Origin of the sequence: Streptomyces sp. YIM 121038, from assembly GCF_006088715.1 — a bacterium.
Classification (GTDB): Bacteria; Actinomycetota; Actinomycetes; order Streptomycetales; family Streptomycetaceae; genus Streptomyces.
Genome location: NZ_CP030771.1, coordinates 2173710 through 2193464, shown reverse-complemented (window position 1 = coordinate 2193464; position 19755 = coordinate 2173710). Strand labels below are relative to the sequence as shown.

Sequence of the window (19755 nt, the reverse complement as noted above, 5' to 3'; positions counted from 1 at the left end):
CCCCGGGCGTTCGGTCGCTGCACACCCTGCTACCGCTCGGCCGGAACGTCCAGCCCCCTTTCCCGCAACTGTGTTTGAACAGAAGTTGATGGGGGAACCGTGTGCAATTCATCGACAATCCCATGTCACGCCGCAAACCGGCCAAAGGTGGCGAGACGGATGGGATGGGAGCGCAGGAAGGGGCGGCACCCGCGCGGGTGCCGCCCCTTCCTGCTGCCGGGCGGGCCGGTGCGTCCGCGGACGCGGCCGCTCAGTCCTCGGAGGAATCTCCGGGCTCGGCGTCCGGCTCCGCCGGGTCCGGTGCGGTTGCTTCTGGAGCGGTCGTGTCCGGAGCGGTCGCTTCCGGTGTGGTCGTGTCCCGAGCGGTCGTGTCCGGTGTGATCATGCCCGGAGCGGTCGTGCCCGGAGCGGACGGGCCGTCCTCCGGCTCGGCGTCCGTGGCACCGACGGGCTTGTCGGTCGGCTTGTCGCCGGGCCTGTCGGTCGGGTCGTCGGCCGCCGCGTCACCAGCTCTGCCGTCGGGCCCGCCCTCGCCCTTGCCCTGAGCCTCGGCGTTGTCCTGGGCCTCGCCCTTGTCCTCGGCCTTGTCGTCCGCCGACGGCTTCGCCGGGGAGCCGGTGCCGGACTCCGGGCCCGTCTCCGGGCGCGGCTGCGGCTTCGGCGGGCGGGTGCGCTCGCTCGGGGCGTCCCGCAGATAGGCCGCGCCCTCGCCCTCGGACGCCACGCCGCCGACCTGGCCGGGGCCGCCCCCGTCGCGCCGCCGCAGATAGCGCTCGAACTCGCGGGCGATGGCCTCGCCGGAGGCCTCCGGCAGCTCCGCGGTGTCCCGCGCCTCCTCCAGGGACTGCACGTACTCGGCGACCTCGCTGTCCTCGGCCGCCAGCTGGTCGACGCCCAGCTGCCAGGCGCGCGCGTCCTCCGTCAGCTCGCCGAGGGGGATCCTGAGGTCGATCAGGTCCTCCAGGCGGTTGAGCAGCGCGAGCGTCGCCTTCGGGTTCGGCGGCTGCGAGACGTAGTGCGGCACGGCCGCCCACAGGCTGACCGCGGGCACGCCCGCGTGCGTGCAGGCCTCCTGGAGGATGCCGACGATGCCCGTCGGGCCCTCGTACTTCGTCTCCTCCAGGTCCATGCTGCGCGCCAGGTCCGGGTCGGAGGTGACGCCGCTGACCGGGACCGGCCGGGTGTGCGGGGTGTCACCGAGCAGCGCGCCCATGATCACCACCAGTTCGACGCCCAGCTCGTGGGCGAAGCCGAGGAGTTCGTTGCAGAACGAACGCCAGCGCATGGACGGCTCGATGCCCCGCACCAGGACCAGGTCGCGCGGCTTCTCGCCGCCGACGCGGACGACCGAGAGCCGGGTCGTCGGCCACGTGATCTTGCGCACGCCGCCGTCCAGCCACACCGTGGGGCGGTTGACCTGGAAGTCGTAGTAGTCCTCGGCGTCCAGTGCCGCGAAGACCTCGCCCTTCCACTCCTTGTCGAGATGCGCGACCGCGGTGGAGGCGGCGTCGCCGGCGTCGTTCCAGCCCTCGAACGCGGCCACCATGACCGGGTCGATCAGCTCGGGTACCCCCTCGAGCTCGATCACCCAGGCCTCCTTCCGACGTTCTCCGCTAAGTACGCCCCAACCTTACGGCGTCCCGCGGGGGCCTCCGCAGCCCCCCGGCGGCGCCGAGTGCCGGATCACTGCCCAGGTCAATCGCGCCTCACTCCTGCCGTGCCCGGTTCGGCCGCGGACCCCGGAGTTCAGAGGGTGGAGCGCAGCCACTGCTCCACGCTCGCGATGTGCACGGTCGCCCAGGACCTGGCGGCTTCCGCGTCCCGGTCGCGCAGGGCGCCGAGGATCGCCCGGTGCTCGTGCAGCGTGCGGCTGACCGCGTCCTCCTGGGTGAGGCCGCGCCAGACGCGGGCCCGCGTCGTCGGCCCGGACAGGCCGTCGAGCAGCGAGCACAGGACGGAGTTCCCCGACCACTGGACGATGCCGCGGTGGAACTCCAGGTCGCAGGCGACCAGCTCCTCCACGGACGGCGCGGCGCCGAGGGCGTCCAACTGCTCCGTCAGGGCGTCCAGTTCCGCCTCGCTGATCCGCGCGGCCGCCATCGCCGTCGCGGCGGGCTCCAGGATGCGGCGTACGGCGAGGAACTCCAGGACCGTGTCGTCGCGGTGGAAGTCGACCACGAAGCTCAGGGCTTCGAGCAGCAGCTGCGGATCGAGGCTGGTGACGTACGTGCCGTCGCCCTGCCGCACGTCGAGGATGCGGATCAGGGAGAGCGCGCGCACCGCCTCGCGCAGGGAGTTGCGGGACAGGCCGAGTTCGGCGGCCAGCTCGCTCTCCTTGGGGAGGCGGTCGCCGGGGCGCAGCGCACCCGAGACGATCATGCCCTTGATCTTTTCGATGGCCTCGTCCGTGACAGCCATGGGGACCTCGCCTCGGTGAAGAGCAGCAGGAACGGACATCGGATGTCCGGTAGGCATAGAGACATCGGATGTATCGGCTCATTATGTCCCTTGGAGCCCTACGGGGAACGGGGTTCAGCCGAAGCGTTCGATCCTGATCCGGTCCACGGGCTGGCCGCCCTCCACCAGGAGCCGCGAGGCGTGCTCGGCGAAGCCGTTGGAGCCGCAGACGTACGCCTCCCAGCCCTCCTCGGGCCGCCCGGCGCCGAGGTGGGGCGCCAAGTGCCCGGCGGTGAGGCGCCCTTCGGCGCGGGTGAGGAGCACATCCGTCTCGGCCCCGTACTCGTCGGCGTAGAGGAGGTCCGCGCGGGTGCGGGCCGAGACGAGCAGGCGCAGCGGCACCGTCAGGCCCGCCCGCCGGTGGTGGCGGATCATCGACATCAGCGGGACCACGCCGGAGCCCGCGCCGAGCAGCAGCGCGGGCCGGTCGCCCGGCCAGGCGAAGAAGCCGGACAGCGGGCCGCGCACCTCCACGGTGTCGCCCTCCCGCGCGACGGTGTGCAGATGCCCCGAGACCTCGCCGCCCGGCACGTGGTCCAGGGTCAGCTCGATCTCGCCGCTGTCGTCCGGCGCGGAGGCCAGCGAGTAGTGGCGCTGGGCGACGTAGCCGTCCGCGGCGGTCAGGCGCAGCATCAGGTGCTGGCCCGGCAGGTGCCCCTGCCAGTCGGGCACCTTGAGCCGGAAGGTCGCGGCGGCGTGCGTCTCGCGGCGGATCTCCGTGATGAGGGCCTGCTGCCAGTGGGCCGCCGCCTGCTCGCTCACGGCGATGCGCCCGGGCACCGCGAAGGCGGTCGGGGGGACGAAAGGGGGGACGAGCGGAGGGGCGAGCGGGGGGACGAGCGCCCCCGTGGAGGTGTCAGTCACCGGCGTACCGCTCCTCACGCCACGGGTCGCCCCGGTGGTGATAGCCGTTCTTCTCCCAGAAGCCCGGCTCGTCGTGGTCGAGGAGCTCAAGGCCCGCGATCCACTTGGCGCTCTTCCAGAAGTACAGGTGCGGCACGACGAGCCGGGCGGGCCCGCCGTGCTCGGGCGGCAGCGGCGCCCCGTCGTACTCCCAGGCGATCCAGGCCCGGCCGCCGGTCACGTCGGCGAGCGGCAGGTTCGCGGTGTACCCGGTGTGGGAGTACGCGACGACGTGCGTGGCGGCGGGCAGCGGGCCGCCCGCCCCGGCGAGGAACGCGTCCAGGCTCACGCCGCCGAAGCGCACGCCGAACTTGGACCAGCTCGTCACGCAGTGGATGTCGCCCCGGTACTCGGACGCGGGCAGCGCGTGCGCCTCGTCCCAGGTCCAGGTGCGCGGGCTCGCCACCAGGCCGCCGACGCGGAACGTCCAGTCGGCGGCCGTCAGCCGGGGCGTGACCTCGGCGGACAGCACCGGCCAGGTGTCGCGGGCGTCGTACTGGCCCGGCGGCAGGCGCGGGTCGCGGTCGGCGGCGCGGGCGCGGCCGGTGAAGCCGCGGGTCGGGGCGGGGGGCGGGGAGCTCATGACAGGTACGCGGGTTCGGTCGGGGCCACGGCGTCGTTGAGGGCGCGCAGCACGTGCGGTTCGTCGAGGGTGAGCAGGGCGCGGTCGCGCATCAGGACGCGGCCGTCGACGACGGTGTCGCGCACGTCGGCGCCCGCGGCGGCGTAGGCGAGCGTCCCGTAGGGGTCGTGGCGCGGCGCCAGGTGCGGCCGGTCGAGGTCGACGACGATCAGGTCGGCGCGCTTGCCCGGCTCCAGGGAGCCGAGCCGGTCGCCGAGGCCCAGGGCCCGCGCCGACTCGATGGTGGCCATCCGCACGGCCTGCTCGGCACCGACCGCCGTCGGGTCGCCGCCCGCCTTGTGGACGAGCGCCGCGAGCCGGACCGCGCCGAGCACGTCGAGCGTGTTGGAGCTCACGGCGCCGTCGGTGCCGAGGCCGACCGTGACGCCCGCGTCGAGGAGGTCGGGTACGCGGGCGATGCCGCAGCCCAGCTTCAGGTTCGACGCCGGGCAGTGCGCGACGGACGTACCCGTGCGGGCGAGCGCAGCGATCTCCGCGTCGGTCAGCTCGACGGCGTGCGCGAGGAGCGTGTCCGGGCCGAGCACGCCGAGCGAGTCGAGCAGCTCCACCGGGCGCATGCCGTACCGCTCGCCGACCAGGGCCACCTCGGCCGCGTTCTCGGCCGCGTGCAGATGCAGCAGGGCGCCGTGGGCGCGGGCGAGCGCGGTGATCGCGGCGAGCTGGTCGGGCGCCAGGGTGTACGCGGAGTGCGCGAAGAGCACCGGCCTGGTGCCCGGCGCGGCGGTGCGGGCGGCCAGCCAGGCGCCCGCCCAGGCGAGCCGCTCCGCGTACGGGCGGCCGTCCGGCGGCTGGGGCACGTCCATGAACGTCGGCCCGGTGAGCAGCCGCCACCCGGCCTCGCGCGCCACCTCGTCGGCGGCCTCGTGGAACCAGTACATGTCGAGCGCGGTGGTCACCCCGCCGCGCACCGACTCGGCGATCGCCGCGCGCAGGCCCACCGCGACGGTCTCCGGCGTGAGCAGCTCGGCCTCGCGCGGCACGACCCGCTCCAGGAAGCCCTGGAGGGTGACGTCGTCGGCGGTGCCGCGCAGCAGCGTCATCGCCAGGTGGGTGTGCGTGTTGACGAGCCCCGGAAGGACGAGACAGCCGCGCGCGTCGATCTCCTCGGCCGGGGCGTACCGGGCGCGCAGGTGCTCGGCGGGGCCGACGGCCACGATCTCACCGGCGCGCACGGCGACGGCGCCGTCGCTCACCACGGTGCCGGACGCGTCGACGGTCAGGACGTCGCCGCCGTGGACGAGGAGGTCTATGGGGAGCATGTGGTGCGTATCTCCAGGGTGCTTCCGCGGGCGGTTCTACCGGGTTTGTCCGGTCTGCGTGGGGACGTCGGCGGCCAACAGGTGCAGCGCGTCCAAGGTTATCCGGGCGCCACGGGCGACTCCGTCGGCGACCTCCGACCGGTGCGGGTCGTAGCCGCCGGTGGCCTCCTCGTCGACCAGCTCGTCGGCGTTCACGCCGTCCACGACGAGCGCGCCGCCCGCGACCAGGCCGCGCGTCGAGGCGAACACGTACAGGGCGCTCAGCTCCATCTCGATGGCGGCGACGCCCGCCCGCTCGTACGCGTCGGCGGGCAGCGGCAGGAAGCCGGGCTGGAAGGCGGCCCGCGTCCACACCACGCCCCGGTGGTGCGGGGCCCCGGCGGCACGGGCCGCCCGCTGGAGCGCGAGCACCGCCTCGGGCGTCCCGAACGCCGGGTACTCGGCCGGGATCAGCTGCCCCGTCACGCCGTCGTCGCGCACCGCCGCGTCCGCGATCACCAGGTCGCCGGACGCGATGCCGGGCCGGATCGCGCCCGCCGTGCCGAGCCGGATGACATGCGTCACACCCGCCTGTGCCAGCTCCTGGAAGAGGAGCAGCGCCCCGGGAGCGCCCACGCCGTGCGAGGACACGACCACGGGCAGTTCCCGCCAGGTCCCGGTGAAGGTGCGGTACTCCCGGTGGTACGCCACCTCCTCGGCGTCGTCGAGGAGGCCGGCCACTGCCGCCGCGCGGGCGGGGTCGCCGACGACGACGGCGTACGGCGGCAGGCCGGTGCGGGGGAGACCGGTGATGGGCTGCGGGGCGGGGGACGCCGAGGACATGGTCATGCGCGCGCTCCTGGCTGGGGTCCGGGGGGTCCGGGGGGTCCGGGGGGTCCGTGGGCTCCGTGGGCTTCGGGAGCTCCGAGGGCTTCGGGAGGAAGTGTGCCGGGAGCCGGGCGCGGCGGCGGCGCCGGGGTGGGCCGACGGCGTCGAACCCGCGTTCAGGACGCTCGGGTACGGTGACCGCGCGAGCCGGACCCCGCACCCGCCACCGGGAGTTGACCCCCATGAGCAAGGCGAGCACCGAGGACCTCAGGGCCGTCGTCTGGACGGACACCCGCAGCGGCCCCGCGCTCTGTCTCGTCGACCAGACGGCCCTGCCGCACGCCCTGAAGCGCCTCGACGTCCGCACGGTCGACCAACTCGTCGACGCCATCGTGCGGTTGGTGGTCCGCGGCGCGCCCGCGATCGGCGCGGCCGGGGCCTACGGCGTCGCCCTCGCCCTGGTCCAGGGGGAGCGCGAGGGCTGGGACCGCGCGCGGGTCGACGCCGAGGTCGCCCGCGTCCGCGCCGCGCGCCCCACCGCCGTCAACCTCATGGCCTGCGTGGACCGCGTCGCCGCGCGCCTCGACGAGGGGCTTGGCGCGGTGCTCGCCGAGGCGGACGCCGTCGTACGGGAAGACCTCGCGGCCAACCACGCCCTGGGCCGGCACGGTGCCGACTGGCTCCTCGAACGCCTCGGCCCCGACCGGCCGCTGCGCGTCCTCACCCACTGCAACACCGGCGCGCTCGCCACGGCGGGCTGGGGCACCGCGCTCGGCGTCATCCGGGAGCTGCACCGGCGCGGCCGCATCGACCGCGTGTACGCCGACGAGACCCGGCCGCTGCTCCAGGGCGCGCGGCTCACCGCCTGGGAGCTCGCCCACGCGGGCATACCGCACTACGTCCAGGCGGACGCGGCCGCCGCGGGAGTCATCCTGCGCGGCGAGGTCGACGCGGCGGTCGTCGGCGCGGACCGGATCGCCGCGAACGGCGACACCGCCAACAAGGTGGGCACCGTGGGCATAGCCCTCGCCTGCGCGCACGCGGGCATCCCCTTCGTCGTGGCCGCGCCCACCACGACCGTGGACCTCGCCACGGCGTCCGGGGCGGACATCCCCATCGAACTGCGCGCCGGGGACGAGGTCCTGGAGTGGGCGGGCGTCCGCACCGCCCCCGCCGGATCGCGCGGCCACAACCCCGCGTTCGACGTCACCCCCGGCTCGCTGGTGACCGCCCTGGTGACGGAGCACGGCGTCCGCGAGGTGGCGAAGGGGGAGCTGCCCGGGTAGCCCCGCGGGGGTCACCCGGTCAGGGCCAGCTCCAGGAGCCACTCCACGACCTCCGTGCGGTGCCGTGCCTGCCGCGGGTCGTCGCCCCAGACGTACAGGCCGTGCCCGGCCACGACCACCGCGGGCATCCCCGGCCGCAGCGCCGCCTCCAGGCGGTCCCCGAGCTCCGCCATGTCCTGGCTGTTCTCGATCACCGGCAGGACCACCGCGACGTCGTGCGTCCGGTGCCCGAGCCCCTTGAGCATCTCCAGGCCCTCGAACTCGATCCCGCCCGGCCGCCGTCCGCCCATCGCCACGGACGCCACGGTGTGCACGTGCACGACGGCGCCCGCCCCGGTGAGCCGCACCACGCGCGCGTGCAGCGCGGCCTCGGCCGACGGCCGCCCGGCGCCGACGGCGGCGCCCTCCGCGTCCGTCAGGACCACGTCGGCGGCGGTCAGCTCGCCCTTGTCGAGCCCGCTGGCCGTCACGGCGAGCCGTACGGGATCGCGGGAGACGACGACGGAGAGGTTCCCCGAGGTCCCGCGCATCCAGCCGAAGGAGGCGAACCGCGCGGACTCCGCCGCGAGCACCGCCCCGGCCGCCGCCACACCGACATCCGGGCCGACATCCGGGCCGACATCCGGGCCGACATCCGGGCCGACGTCCGGGCCGACGTCCGGGTCAGCCTTCGGGGCCGGGCCGGGAATCGGCTGCCCGCCCGCCCGCGACTCCACGCTCACGACGTCACCAGCCCCACCTCGTCGAACGACCCCACTTCCGGATGCCCGCCGACGCCCTCGGCGAAGTACGGCTCCCCGGCCCTGCGCACCCCGACCGTGCGCCACCCGGCCTCCCGGGCCGCGTCCAGCTCGCCGAGCCGGTCGGACAGGAACACCGTGCGGCCGGGCGGCACGCCGACCGCGGCGGTGATGGCCCGGTAGGAGCCGGGATCCTGCTTGGGCCCCGCGTTCTCCGTGTCGTACCAGCCGCTGACCAGGCCGGTGAGCGACCCGTGCGCCGAGTACGTGAACCACGCGCGCTGCGCCGCCACCGACCCCGACGAGTACACGTAGAGCCGGATCCCGGCCGCGTACCAGCTCCGCAGCCGCGGCACCACGTCGGCGAAGAAGGGCGCGACGAGGTCGCCGCGCGCGAAGCCCTCCGCCCAGACGACGCCCTGGAGCGTCTTCAGCGGCGTGGCCTTGCGGTCCTCGTCGACCCAGGCGCCGAGGACCTTCTCGATCCGCGCGGCGTCCGCGCCGGGCTCGCCGATCTCCTCGCGGACCTGGGCGACGGCGCGCGCGACGACGGCCTCGTGGGACCGCTCGGCGAGCAGCGCCCCGAACCGCTCCCGGGCGTAGGGGTACATGACGTCCACGACGAACCCGGTGGCGCTCGTGGTGCCCTCGATGTCGAGCACCACCGCGTCCACGGCGCCGGGCCCCAGGCCCACGCTCACCGCGCGGACCCCGTGTGACCGGCGTGGATCGTGTCGAAGTCGGGGAAGCGCCCGGCGATGTCGCTGCCGGTGAACGTGCCGACCCAGCCGTCCTCCTCGTGGAAGAAGCGGATCGCCGTGAACGAGGGCGACGTGCCCATGTCGAACCAGTGCGTCGTGCCGCGCGGCACCCCGAGCAGATCGCCCTTCTCGCAGTACACGGCGTGCACTTCACCGCGTACGTGCAGATAGAAGACGCCCGCGCCCGCCACGAAGAAGCGCACCTCGTCATCGTCGTCGTGCGTGTGCTCGGCGAGGAACTTCTCCCGGGCCGCCCGTGCCTTGTCCGGCCAGCCCGGGTCGTCGCTCGGACGCAGCGCGACGACGTCGACCGTGCGGAAGCCCTCCGCCGCGTTCAGCTTGTCGATCTCCGGTCCGTACGCGGCGAACACGGTGTCGCCGTCCGCGTCGGCCGGTACGTCCGCACGCACCGGCCACCGCTCGTAGCGCACGCCCAGCGGCGCGAGCGCGCCGGCGATCTCGGTGGGGTCCGACGTGCGGCGGACGACGGTCTCGGGGCCCGCGTCGGGCCAGGTCGTGAGGAGGGTCATCGGTCGCTCCCAAGGGGCGGACTGCGGTGTGGGCGGTGGCCGGACTCCTGTGCGGATCGTAGCCCGGCCCCGGCCGCCGTCACGAGGGGTCCCACAGCCGGGACGGAGCCTCCCTGCGCACCACCGGCGCGATCTCCTCGGCGAACCGCTGGAGGGTCTCGACCTGTTCGGCGCGCGACAGGCCGAACCCGTCGACCGTGATGGACTGCAGGTCGTGCCGGTACACCTCGTGGTACCCGAGGATCTTGTCGATGATCTGCTGCGGCGAACCGATGAGCTGCGGCCCGTCGGCGATCGCCTCCTCGATGGTGCGGAAGGGCGTGTTGTAGCCCGCCTTGCCCTCCAGGTGCGGCTTGAAGGTCTGGCGCACCTTCGCCTCGTACAGGTCCCGGTAGCGGCGCACGGCCTGCTCCGCGCTGTCGGCGATGAGCAGCCCGCCCGAGCCCGCCGCCACATGGGCGTCGGCCGGGTCGTGGCCGTACGCCTCGAACCGCTCGCGGTAGTGCGCGATCAGCTTCGCGTACGCCGCGCGTGGCTGGATCGCGTTGGCGGTGAACAGCGGATCGCCGTGCTTGGCGGCGAGTTCGGGGGAGTTGAGGGAGGTCGCCGAGCCGTGCCAGACGCGCGGCGGCCCCGCGTACGGGCGCGGCACCGTCGTGACGTCCTTCAGGGCGGGGCGGAACTCGCCCTGCCAGTCGACGTTCTCCTCCCGCCACAGGCGCCGCAGCAGCTCGTACTTCTCCTGCTGCAGGTCCCACTGGCGCGCCTCGTCGAGCCCGAACAGGTCGAAGTGGCCCGCCTCGGCGCCCTTGCCGATGACCAGCTCCACGCGTCCGCGCGAGAGCTGGTCGAGCGTCGCGTAGTCCTCGGCGATCCGCACCGGGTCGAGGATGGCGACGACCGTCACGCCGGTGAGCAGCTTGATCCGGGTCGTACGGGCCGCCAGCGCGCCGAGGACGACCGTCGGGCTGGACGACAGGAAGTCGCCCGCGTGCCGCTCGCCCACGGCGTAGGCGTCGTAGCCGAGCCGTTCCGCCTCGACGCCGACCTCGACGACGTCGGCGATCCGCTCGGCCGCGGGGGCCCGTTCCCCGGTCAGCGGGTGCGGGGAGTGAGAGATGAGGGAAAGTACCTGAAACTTCATGCTTCACATGTACGCGCTGAACATTGCGGTGCTGTGGCGGTGGCGTGGCAGCTGTTCCCGGGCACGCGTAAGGGGCGGTCGCCATGGCGACCGCCCCTTACAGATCACTCCTGGGTCAGCTCTTCTTGCCCAGCAGGTCCTCGACCTTGCCGCGGATCTCGTCCGTCGCGAGGCCGCGGATCGTCAGCGTCGTACGGCGGCGCAGCACGTCGTCGGCCGTCTCGGCCCACTCGTGGTCACGCGCGTAGACGACCTGCGCCCAGATCTCCGGGGCGTCGGGGTGGACGCGCTCGGCGAGCTCCGGGTTCTCGTTCGCCAGGCGGGCGATGTCGAAGGACAGCGAGCCGTAGTGCGTCGCCAGGTGACGGGCGGTGTCCGGCGCCATGCGCGGGCCGGGGGCCGGGCCGTCGACGAGCAGTCGGTGGGCGACCGCGCGCGGGTTGGCGATGCCGGGCAGCGGCAGCTTCTTCGGCAGCGTGGAGATCGGCTCGTAGTCGTCGCCCAGCGGGTGGCCCGGCAGCGACTCCAGCTTCTTCATGATGGTGCGGCCGATGTGGCGGAACGTCGTCCACTTGCCGCCCGCGACCGACAGCATGCCGCCGCGGCCCTCGGTGACGACCGTCTCGCGCTTGGCCTTGGAGGTGTCGCCCGGACCGCCGGGCAGCACCCGCAGACCCGCGAACGAGTACGTGATCAGATCACGGGACAGCTGCTGGTCCCGGATCGAGAACGCGGCCTCGTCCAGGATCTGCGCGGTGTCCTGCTCGGTGACCGAGACGTCGCGCGGGTCGCCCTCGTACTCCTCGTCGGTCGTGCCGAGCAGCAGCATGTCCTCCCACGGCAGGGCGAACGTGATGCGGTACTTGTCGATCGGCGTGGCCAGCGCGGCCTTCCAGGGGGCGGTGCGCTTGAGGACGAGGTGCGCGCCCTTGGACAGGCGGATGGAGGGGGCCGCGTCCGGGTCCTCCATCGCGCGCAGGTGGTCGACCCAGGGGCCGGTGGCGTTCAGGACGAGCCGGGCGCTGACGCCGAACTCGTCACCGGACTGGCGGTCCTTGAGGTCGGCGCCCGTGACCCGGCCCTTGGTGAAGCGCAGGCCGGTGACCTCGGCGTGGTTGAGGACGACGGCGCCGGCCTCGACGGCCGCGCGGACCGTCATCAGGGCCATGCGGGCGTCGTTCATCTGGTCGTCGCCGTAGACCGCGACGGCCTTCAGGTTGTCGGTGCGCAGCTCCGGCACGTCCTGCGCCGCCTTGGCGGGGGAGAGCAGGTGGCCGACGCCGTCGCCGAACGCGGAGAGCGCCGAGTAGGCGAAGACGCCCGCGCCGAGCTTGGCGGCGCCGTGCGGGCCGCCCTTGTACACCGGCAGGTAGAAGGTGAGCGGGTTGGCGAGGTGCGGTGCCACCTGACGCGACACCGCACGCCGCTCGAAGTGGTTCTCCGCCACCAGCTTCACCGCGCCGGTCTGCAGGTAGCGCAGACCGCCGTGGAGAAGCTTGGAGGAGGCGGAGGAGGTGGCGCCAGCGAAGTCGCCGGCGTCCACCAGGGCCACCCTGAGACCCGACTGCGCGGCGTGCCAGGCGGTGGAGATGCCCAGGATGCCGCCGCCGATCACCAGGAGGTCGTACGCCGCCTTGGAAAGGCGTTCCCGGGTCTCGGCACGGCTCGGGTTGCCGCCGGCCGCCGGCGGCGTCCCGAGTGCCGAGATGACGGGGCCGCTCTCTAGGGTGGTCATGGTTATTGCTCCTCGTCAGCTGAGCTGTGGTCAGCTCTCGTCTTCGAGCCAGCCCATGGTCCGCTCCACGGCCTTGAGCCAGTTCTTGTACTCACGGGCGCGGGTGTCCGCGTCCATGCGGGGGGTCCATTCGGCGGCCCGGCGCCAGTTGGCGCGCAGGTCGTCGGTGGAAGACCAGAAGCCGACGGCGAGGCCGGCGGCGTATGCGGCGCCGAGGCAGGTCGTCTCGGCCACCATCGGACGCACCACGGGCGCGTCCAGGAAGTCCGAGAGGGTCTGCATCAGCAGGTTGTTGGAGGTCATGCCGCCGTCGACCTTGAGGGCCGCGAGCTCGACGCCGGAGTCCTTCGTCATGGCGTCGGTGATCTCACGGGTCTGCCAGGCGGTGGCCTCCAGGACGGCGCGCGCGATGTGCGCCTTGGTGACGTACCGGGTGAGACCGGCGATCACACCGCGGGCGTCGGAGCGCCAGTACGGGGCGAACAGGCCGGAGAAGGCCGGGACGAAGTAGGCGCCGCCGTTGTCCTCGACGCTGGAGGCCAGCGTCTCGATCTCGGCGGCGGACTTGATGAGGCCCATCTGGTCGCGCATCCACTGCACCAGGGAGCCGGTGACGGCGATGGAGCCCTCGAGGGCGTAGACCGGCTTGGCGTCGCCGATCTGGTAGCCGACGGTGGTCAGCAGGCCGGAGTACGAGTTGATGGCCTTCTCACCGGTGTTCATCAGCATGAACGTGCCGGTGCCGTACGTGGACTTCGCCTCGCCCTCGGCGAAACAGGTCTGGCCGAACAGGGCCGCCTGCTGGTCGCCGAGCGCGGAGGCGACCGGGATGCCGCCCAGGAGGTCGCCGAGCTTGCCGCCGGTGACCTCGCCGTAGACCTCGGCGGAGGAGCGGATCTCGGGGAGGATCTGCATCGGCACGCCGATGGAGTCGCAGATGCGCTCGTCCCACTGCATGCTGTGCAGGTCCATCAGCATGGTGCGGGAGGCGTTGGTGACGTCGGTGACGTGCTTGCCGCCGTTGACTCCGCCCGTCAGGTTCCAGATGACCCAGGAGTCCATGGTGCCGAAGAGGATGTCGCCCGCCTCGGCGCGCTCGCGCAGGCCCTCGACGTTGTCGAGCAGCCAGCGGGCCTTGGGGCCCGCGAAGTAGGAGGCCAGCGGCAGCCCGGTCTCGCGCCGGAAGCGGTCCTGGCCGACGTTGCGCCCGAGCTCCTTGCAGAGCGCGTCGGTGCGGGTGTCCTGCCAGACGATGGCGTTGTACACCGGCTCACCGGTGTTCTTGTCCCACAGCAGCGTGGTCTCGCGCTGGTTGGTGATGCCGATGGCCTTGATGTCGTCGCGGGTGATGCCGGCCTTCTGGATGGCGCCGGCGACGACTTCCTGGACGTTGGTCCAGATCTCCGTGGCGTTGTGCTCGACCCACCCCGGCTTGGGGAAGATCTGCTCGTGCTCCTTCTGGTCGACGGAGACGATGCGGCCGTCCCGGTCGAAGACGATGCAGCGGCTGGACGTGGTGCCCTGGTCGATCGCCGCGATGAAGGGGCCTGCGGTGTGCGCGTCGGTCACGGTGTGCTCCTGAAGTGCGTCGTGGTCGGGTGGTCGGCGGGTTCGCTCAGAACAGCTTGAAGATGTATGCGGCGAGAGCGCCGCCGATCAGCGGACCGACCACGGGAATCCACGCGTACGACCAGTCGGAGCCACCCTTGTTGGGGAGCGGGAGCAGCGAGTGGACGATACGGGGGCCGAGGTCACGGACCGGGTTGATGGCGTAGCCGGTGGGGCCGCCGAGCGAGAGGCCGATGCCCACCACGACGAGCGCGGTGATCAGGGCGCCCAGGGTGCCGAGGCCGTTGCCGCCGTCGTTGAGGCCCTGGGTGAGGATCGCCAGGACGAGCACGGTCGTGGCGATGATCTCGGTGATGAGGTTCTGTACGGCGTTCCGGATCTCCGGGCCGGTCGAGAAGATGCCGAGCACGGGACCGGCCGCGGGGGCCGCCTTCTGGTCGACGAGGCCTTCCTCGGCGGGCTGGGCCTTGATGATCTCGGGGTCCGTGAGGTGGGCCTGGAACTGCCCGTAGTACGTCGCCCACACGAGCACGGCGCCGATCATCGCGCCCAGGAGCTGCGAGGCCAGGTAGAGCGGCACGTCGCCCCACTTGGTGCCGCCCTCGACCGCGAGGCCGATGGTGACCGCCGGGTTCAGGTGGGCGCCCGAGACGCCACCGGCCAGATAGGCGGCCGTGAGGACCGCGAAGCCCCACCCGAAGGTGATGGCGAGCCAGCCGGCGTCCTTGGCCTTCGAGCGCTTGAGCGTGACGGCGGCGCACACGCCACCGCCCAGCAGAATGAGAACGGCGGTACCGATGGTCTCGCCGAGGAAGATGTCGTGGCTGGACACCCGCGACTCCTTTGTCCTTCGTCCAGGGGAAAGCCGAACCCCGGGTCCCTCCGGTGGTCCGCGCCCTCAGGTGAGAGCGTTGCCGGCCCTTGGCTCGCCCCACTCTAACGCGTAATGCCGTTAGCTGTTCGACAATGCCGACCGGTGGACGCGAGTCTGACTCTGGGGTTACCAGCGCGTCAAGACTTCTGTAATTGAAAACACGATCGTTATTGATCGTTTCGCCCTATCGGTGGGCGTGCCACTTGAGGTCACCGGCCTGCACGGGACGTTCCAGCCTGTCCGGCGTTTGAGGACGAGGCGCGAAGCGCCGACGAACGGGGGGCACGGGGGCGGAGCCCCCCGGATCGGGAAGGGGCGGGCCCGGGGCGCCCCGCGAGGGCCCGCCGGAGGTCAGAAGCGGCTGGCGCCCAGGTCCCGCGAGACCGCCCGCGCGCAGTCCCGCACCGCGGCGATCAGCTCCGGCCGCAGCTCCCCGTCCGGGCACACCCGCTCGACCGCGCCCGTGACCCCGACCGCACCCACCGGCATCCGCCGCCGGTCGTAGATGGGCGCGGCCACGGAGGCGATCCCTTCCCAGGTCTCCTCCTCGTCGGTCGCGTACCCGCGCGCCCGCGTGAGGTCGAGGACGCCCTCGAACTCCGCGGGGCCGCAGACCGTCCGGTCCGTGAACGCCCGCCGCTCGGCCTCCAGGGCCTCGCTGTGCGCCACCGGGTCGTACGCCGCGAGCACCTTGCCGAGCGCCGTGGAGTGCAGCGGCTGCATGGCCCCCACCTCCAGGACCTGGCGGCTGTCGTCGGGCCGGAAGACGTGGTGCACGATCAGCACGCCCTGCTGGTGAAGCACGCCCAGGTAGACGCTCTCGCCGCTGGAGCGGGCCAGGTCGTCGGTCCACACCAGGGCGCGGGCGCGCAGCTCGTGCACGTCCAGGTAGCTGTTGCCGAGGCGCAGCAGCTCCGCGCCCAGCTGATAGCGCCCCGACGCCGCGTCCTGCTCCACGAACCCCTCCTGCTGGAGGGTGCGCAGGATGCCGTGGGCCGTGCCCTTGGCCAGACCGAGGGAGGAGGCGATGTCCGAGAGGCCGAGCCGGCGCTCGCCGCCCGCGAGCAGGCGCAGCATCGCCGCGGCCCGTTCGAGCGACTGGATGTTGCGTGCCATCGCAGCCCTTTCCTCCATCCCGTTCCCGCACCCCTGTGTGCCGGGCACTCGTTCCGCGGCTCCCTCGCGAACGGGGTCGCCGTTCGGCAATGCTGAACACTATCGGTCGTTGCCGACCTCTGGCTAAGGGTGCGCACCGCCTTGTCGCGCGGCGGGTCCCTCGACGGCGATTTCCAGCCACGCGTCCGTCCCGTGGAATGCCCTCACACCAGAACGCCCGTCCCGGCTACGCTGACCGGGTGCGCCTTCCACGGGAAGCCGCAAAGCCGACAGCCGTCGCACTCCAGGGAGCTCATTCATGGCCTCGTCGCCGACCCCCTCATCCGTTTCCGCAGCGGAGACCTCCGCCGGGAACCGAGCCGACGCCCTTCGCGAGGCGCTCGCCACCCGCGTGGTGGTCGCCGACGGCGCGATGGGCACGATGCTGCAGGCACAGGACCCCAGCCTCGAGGACTTCCAGAACCTCGAAGGCTGTAACGAGGTCCTGAACGTCACCCGTCCCGACATCGTCCGCTCCGTGCACGAGGAGTACTTCGCCGCGGGCGTCGACTGCGTGGAGACCAACACCTTCGGCGCGAACCACGCCGCGCTCGGCGAGTACGACATCCCCGAGCGCGTCTTCGAGCTCTCCGAGGCCGGTGCCCGCATCGCCCGCGAGGTCGCCGACGAGTTCACCGCGAGCACCGGACAGCAGCGCTGGGTGCTCGGCTCCATGGGCCCCGGCACCAAGCTGCCCACCCTCGGCCACGCCCCGTACCGGCTGCTGCGCGACGCCTACCAGCAGAACGCCGAAGGCATGATCGCCGGCGGCGCCGACGCGCTCCTGGTGGAGACCACCCAGGACCTGCTCCAGACCAAGTCGGCCCTGCTCGGCGCCCGCCGCGCCCTGGAGGCCACCGGTGCGAACCTGCCGCTGATCTGCTCCGTCACGGTGGAGACGACCGGCACGATGCTCCTCGGCTCGGAGATCGGCGCCGCGCTCACCGCCCTGGAGCCCCTCGGCATCGACATGATCGGCCTCAACTGCGCGACCGGCCCGGCCGAGATGAGCGAGCACCTGCGCTATCTGGCCCGCCACTCGCGCGTGCCGCTCGCCTGCATGCCCAACGCGGGCCTGCCCGTCCTCGGCAAGGACGGCGCCCACTACCCGCTGTCGGCCGCCGAGCTGGCCGACGCCCAGGAGACGTTCGTCAGCGAGTACGGCCTGTCCCTCATCGGCGGCTGCTGCGGCACGACGCCCGAGCACCTGCGCCAGGTCGTCGAGCGCGTGCGCGGACTCACCCCGACCACGCGCGACCCGCGCCCCGAGCCGGGCGCCGCCTCGCTCTACCAGACTGTCCCGTTCCGCCAGGACACGTCGTACCTCGCGATCGGCGAGCGGACCAACGCCAACGGCTCCAAGAAGTTCCGCGAGGCCATGCTGGACGCCCGCTGGGACGACTGCGTGGAGATGGCCCGCGACCAGATCCGCGAGGGCGCCCACATGCTCGACCTGTGCGTCGACTACGTGGGCCGCGACGGCGTGGCGGACATGGAGGAGCTCGCCGGACGCTTCGCCACCGCCTCCACGCTGCCCATCGTCCTGGACTCCACCGAGGTCGACGTCATCCAGGCGGGCCTGGAGAAGCTGGGCGGCCGCGCCGTCATCAACTCCGTGAACTACGAGGACGGCGACGGCCCCGAGTCCCGCTTCGCCAAGGTCACCGAGCTGGCCCAGGAGCACGGCGCCGCCCTCATCGCCCTCACCATCGACGAGGAGGGCCAGGCCCGCACCCCCGAGAAGAAGGTCGAGATCGCCGAGCGGCTCATCGACGACCTCACCGGGAACTGGGGCATCCTGGAGTCGGACATCCTCATCGACACCCTGACGTTCACCATCTGCACCGGTCAGGAGGAGTCCCGCAAGGACGGCATCGCCACCATCGAGGCGATCCGCGAGCTCAAGCGGCGCCACCCGGACGTCCAGACCACGCTCGGCCTGTCCAACATCTCCTTCGGCCTCAACCCGGCCGCCCGCATCCTGCTGAACTCCGTCTTCCTGGACGAGTGCGTCAAGGCCGGCCTCGACTCCGCGATCGTGCACGCCTCGAAGATCCTGCCGATCGCGCGCTTCAGCGAGGAGGAGGTCACCACCGCCCTCGACCTGATCTACGACCGCCGCGCCGAGGGCTACGACCCGCTGCAGAAGCTGATGGCGCTCTTCGAGGGCGCCACCGCCAAGTCCCTCAAGGCGGGCAAGGCCGAGGAGCTGGCCGCCCTGCCGCTGGACGAGCGCCTCCAGCGCCGCATCATCGACGGCGAGAAGAACGGCCTGGAGACCGACCTCGACGAGGCCCTGGAGACCCGCAAGGCCCTCGACATCGTCAACGACACCCTCCTGGAGGGCATGAAGGTCGTCGGCGAGCTGTTCGGATCCGGTCAGATGCAGCTGCCGTTCGTGCTCCAGTCCGCCGAGGTCATGAAGACGGCCGTCGCCCACCTCGAACCGCACATGGAGAAGTCCGACGCCGAGGGCAAGGGCACCATCGTCCTCGCCACCGTCCGCGGCGACGTCCACGACATCGGCAAGAACCTCGTCGACATCATCCTGTCCAACAACGGCTACAACGTGGTCAACCTGGGCATCAAGCAGCCCGTGGCCGCGATCCTCGACGCCGCGCAGGAACACAAGGCCGACGTCATCGGCATGTCCGGCCTCCTGGTCAAGTCCACCGTGATCATGAAGGAGAACCTGGAGGAGCTGAACCAGCGCCAGATGGCCGCGGACTACCCGGTCATCCTCGGCGGCGCCGCCCTCACCCGCGCCTACGTCGAGCAGGACCTGCACGAGATCTACGAGGGCGAGGTCCGCTACGCCCGCGACGCCTTCGAGGGCCTGCGCCTGATGGACGCCCTCATCGCCGTCAAGCGCGGCGTGCCCGGCGCCACCCTGCCCGAGCTCAAGCAGCGCCGCGTGCCCAAGCGGGACACGGCCGCCGTCGAGGTCAAGGAGCCCGAGGGCCCGGCCCGCTCCGACGTCGCCGTCGACAACCCCGTGCCCACGCCGCCGTTCTGGGGCACCCGCGTCATCAAGGGCATCCAGCTCAAGGAGTACGCCTCCTGGCTGGACGAGGGCGCCCTGTTCAAGGGCCAGTGGGGCCTGAAGCAGGCCCGCACCGGCGACGGGCCGACGTACGAGGAGCTCGCCGAGACCGAGGGCAGGCCCCGGCTGCGCGGTCTGCTCGACGACCTGCAGACCAAGAGCCTGCTCGAAGCCGCCGTCGTCTACGGCTACTTCCCCTGCGTCTCCAAGGGCGACGACCTGATCATCCTGGACGAGCAGGGCAACGAGCGCACCCGCTTCTCCTTCCCGCGCCAGCGCCGCGGCCGCCACCTGTGCCTCGCGGACTTCTTCCGCCCCGAGGAGTCCGGCGAGACCGACGTGGTGGGCCTCCAGGTCGTCACCGTCGGCTCGAAGATCGGCGAGGCCACCGCCGAGCTGTTCGCCGCCGACTCCTACCGCGACTACCTGGAACTGCATGGCCTGTCCGTGCAGTTGGCCGAGGCCCTCGCCGAGTACTGGCACGCGCGCGTGCGCGCCGAGCTGGGCTTCGGCGGCGAGGACCCCGCCGACGTCGAGGACATGTTCGCGCTCAAGTACCGCGGCGCGCGCTTCTCGCTCGGCTACGGCGCCTGCCCGGACCTGGAGGACCGCGCGAAGATCGCCGAGCTCCTGCGGCCCGAGCGCATCGGCGTCCAGCTCTCCGAGGAGTTCCAGCTCCACCCCGAGCAGTCCACGGACGCCATCGTGCTGCACCACCCGGAGGCGAAGTACTTCAACGCCCGCTGAAGTCGCTCCGCCCCGGCCGTAACCCAAGAGCATTCACACCGGACGAGTCGTACACTGGTCGGTCCAGTACAGGCCGGTCCCCTTCTGGGGCCGGCCTTCTCG

16 protein-coding genes are annotated in these 19755 nt (G+C 72.5%); 2 read left to right on the top strand and 14 right to left on the bottom strand.

The window, feature by feature from the left end:
• Positions 1-250 precede the first annotated feature (250 nt).
• From C9F11_RS08820 to C9F11_RS08795, 6 genes are all read right to left on the bottom strand, one after another.
• Positions 251-1588 carry a PAC2 family protein gene (locus C9F11_RS08820; RefSeq protein WP_249401649.1) on the bottom strand — a complete coding sequence of 446 codons (1338 nt, stop codon included), beginning with the start codon at positions 1586-1588 and terminating at the stop codon, positions 251-253.
• Positions 1589-1746: 158 nt separating this feature from the next.
• Entirely contained in the window at positions 1747-2418 is a 672-nt protein-coding gene (locus C9F11_RS08815) for a FadR/GntR family transcriptional regulator (RefSeq protein WP_138958717.1), read from the bottom strand.
• A 114-nt stretch (positions 2419-2532) separates the two neighbouring features.
• Positions 2533-3321, bottom strand: coding sequence for a ferredoxin reductase (locus tag C9F11_RS08810; protein ID WP_138958716.1), 789 nt, complete (start codon positions 3319-3321; stop codon positions 2533-2535).
• Positions 3314-3943, bottom strand: a complete 630-nt coding sequence (locus tag C9F11_RS08805) for a sulfite oxidase-like oxidoreductase (RefSeq protein WP_138958715.1) — start codon at positions 3941-3943, stop codon at positions 3314-3316. The genes C9F11_RS08810 and C9F11_RS08805 overlap by 8 nt, the downstream gene beginning before the upstream one ends.
• Positions 3940-5262: an amidohydrolase gene (locus C9F11_RS08800; RefSeq protein WP_138958714.1), complete on the bottom strand. Its 1323-nt coding sequence runs from the start codon at positions 5260-5262 to the stop codon at positions 3940-3942. The genes C9F11_RS08805 and C9F11_RS08800 overlap by 4 nt, the downstream gene beginning before the upstream one ends.
• 36 nt (positions 5263-5298) lie before the next feature.
• A complete protein-coding gene (locus tag C9F11_RS08795; protein ID WP_249401648.1) occupies positions 5299-6090 on the bottom strand; it encodes a purine-nucleoside phosphorylase in 792 nt (263 codons plus the stop codon).
• A gap of 221 nt (positions 6091-6311) precedes the next feature.
• On the opposite strand from C9F11_RS08795, the gene mtnA reads away from it, so the two are divergent.
• A complete protein-coding gene (gene mtnA / locus C9F11_RS08790; protein ID WP_138958713.1) occupies positions 6312-7355 on the top strand; it encodes an S-methyl-5-thioribose-1-phosphate isomerase in 1044 nt (347 codons plus the stop codon).
• An 11-nt stretch (positions 7356-7366) separates the two neighbouring features.
• Here the strand turns inward: mtnA and mtnB are convergent, their stop codons facing one another.
• From mtnB to C9F11_RS08745, 8 genes are all read right to left on the bottom strand, one after another.
• A complete protein-coding gene (gene mtnB / locus C9F11_RS08785; protein ID WP_249402153.1) occupies positions 7367-7945 on the bottom strand; it encodes a methylthioribulose 1-phosphate dehydratase in 579 nt (192 codons plus the stop codon).
• A gap of 128 nt (positions 7946-8073) precedes the next feature.
• Positions 8074-8796 carry an acireductone synthase gene (gene mtnC, locus C9F11_RS08780; RefSeq protein WP_138958712.1) on the bottom strand — a complete coding sequence of 241 codons (723 nt, stop codon included), beginning with the start codon at positions 8794-8796 and terminating at the stop codon, positions 8074-8076.
• Positions 8793-9386, bottom strand: coding sequence for a cupin (locus tag C9F11_RS08775; RefSeq protein WP_138958711.1), 594 nt, complete (start codon positions 9384-9386; stop codon positions 8793-8795). The genes mtnC and C9F11_RS08775 overlap by 4 nt, the downstream gene beginning before the upstream one ends.
• Positions 9387-9465: 79 nt before the next feature.
• Positions 9466-10530, bottom strand: a complete 1065-nt coding sequence (locus tag C9F11_RS08770) for an LLM class flavin-dependent oxidoreductase (RefSeq protein ID WP_138958710.1) — start codon at positions 10528-10530, stop codon at positions 9466-9468.
• A 115-nt stretch (positions 10531-10645) separates the two neighbouring features.
• A complete protein-coding gene (locus C9F11_RS08765; RefSeq protein ID WP_138958709.1) occupies positions 10646-12265 on the bottom strand; it encodes a glycerol-3-phosphate dehydrogenase/oxidase in 1620 nt (539 codons plus the stop codon).
• A 30-nt stretch (positions 12266-12295) separates the two neighbouring features.
• A complete protein-coding gene (glpK, locus tag C9F11_RS08760) occupies positions 12296-13834 on the bottom strand; it encodes a glycerol kinase GlpK (protein ID WP_138958708.1) in 1539 nt (512 codons plus the stop codon).
• Positions 13835-13880: 46 nt separating this feature from the next.
• The gene (locus tag C9F11_RS08755; protein ID WP_138958707.1) at positions 13881-14666 is read right to left on the bottom strand and encodes an MIP/aquaporin family protein; all 786 of its coding nucleotides are present in this window, start codon (positions 14664-14666) and stop codon (positions 13881-13883) included.
• Positions 14667-15059: 393 nt separating this feature from the next.
• Positions 15060-15824, bottom strand: coding sequence for an IclR family transcriptional regulator (locus C9F11_RS08745; RefSeq protein ID WP_138958706.1), 765 nt, complete (start codon positions 15822-15824; stop codon positions 15060-15062).
• Between the two features lie 298 nt (positions 15825-16122).
• Between C9F11_RS08745 and metH the strand changes: the two genes are divergently transcribed.
• On the top strand, positions 16123-19653 hold the full coding sequence (metH, locus tag C9F11_RS08740) for a methionine synthase (RefSeq protein WP_138958705.1): 3531 nt from the start codon (positions 16123-16125) through the stop codon (positions 19651-19653).
• Positions 19654-19755 lie beyond the last annotated feature (102 nt).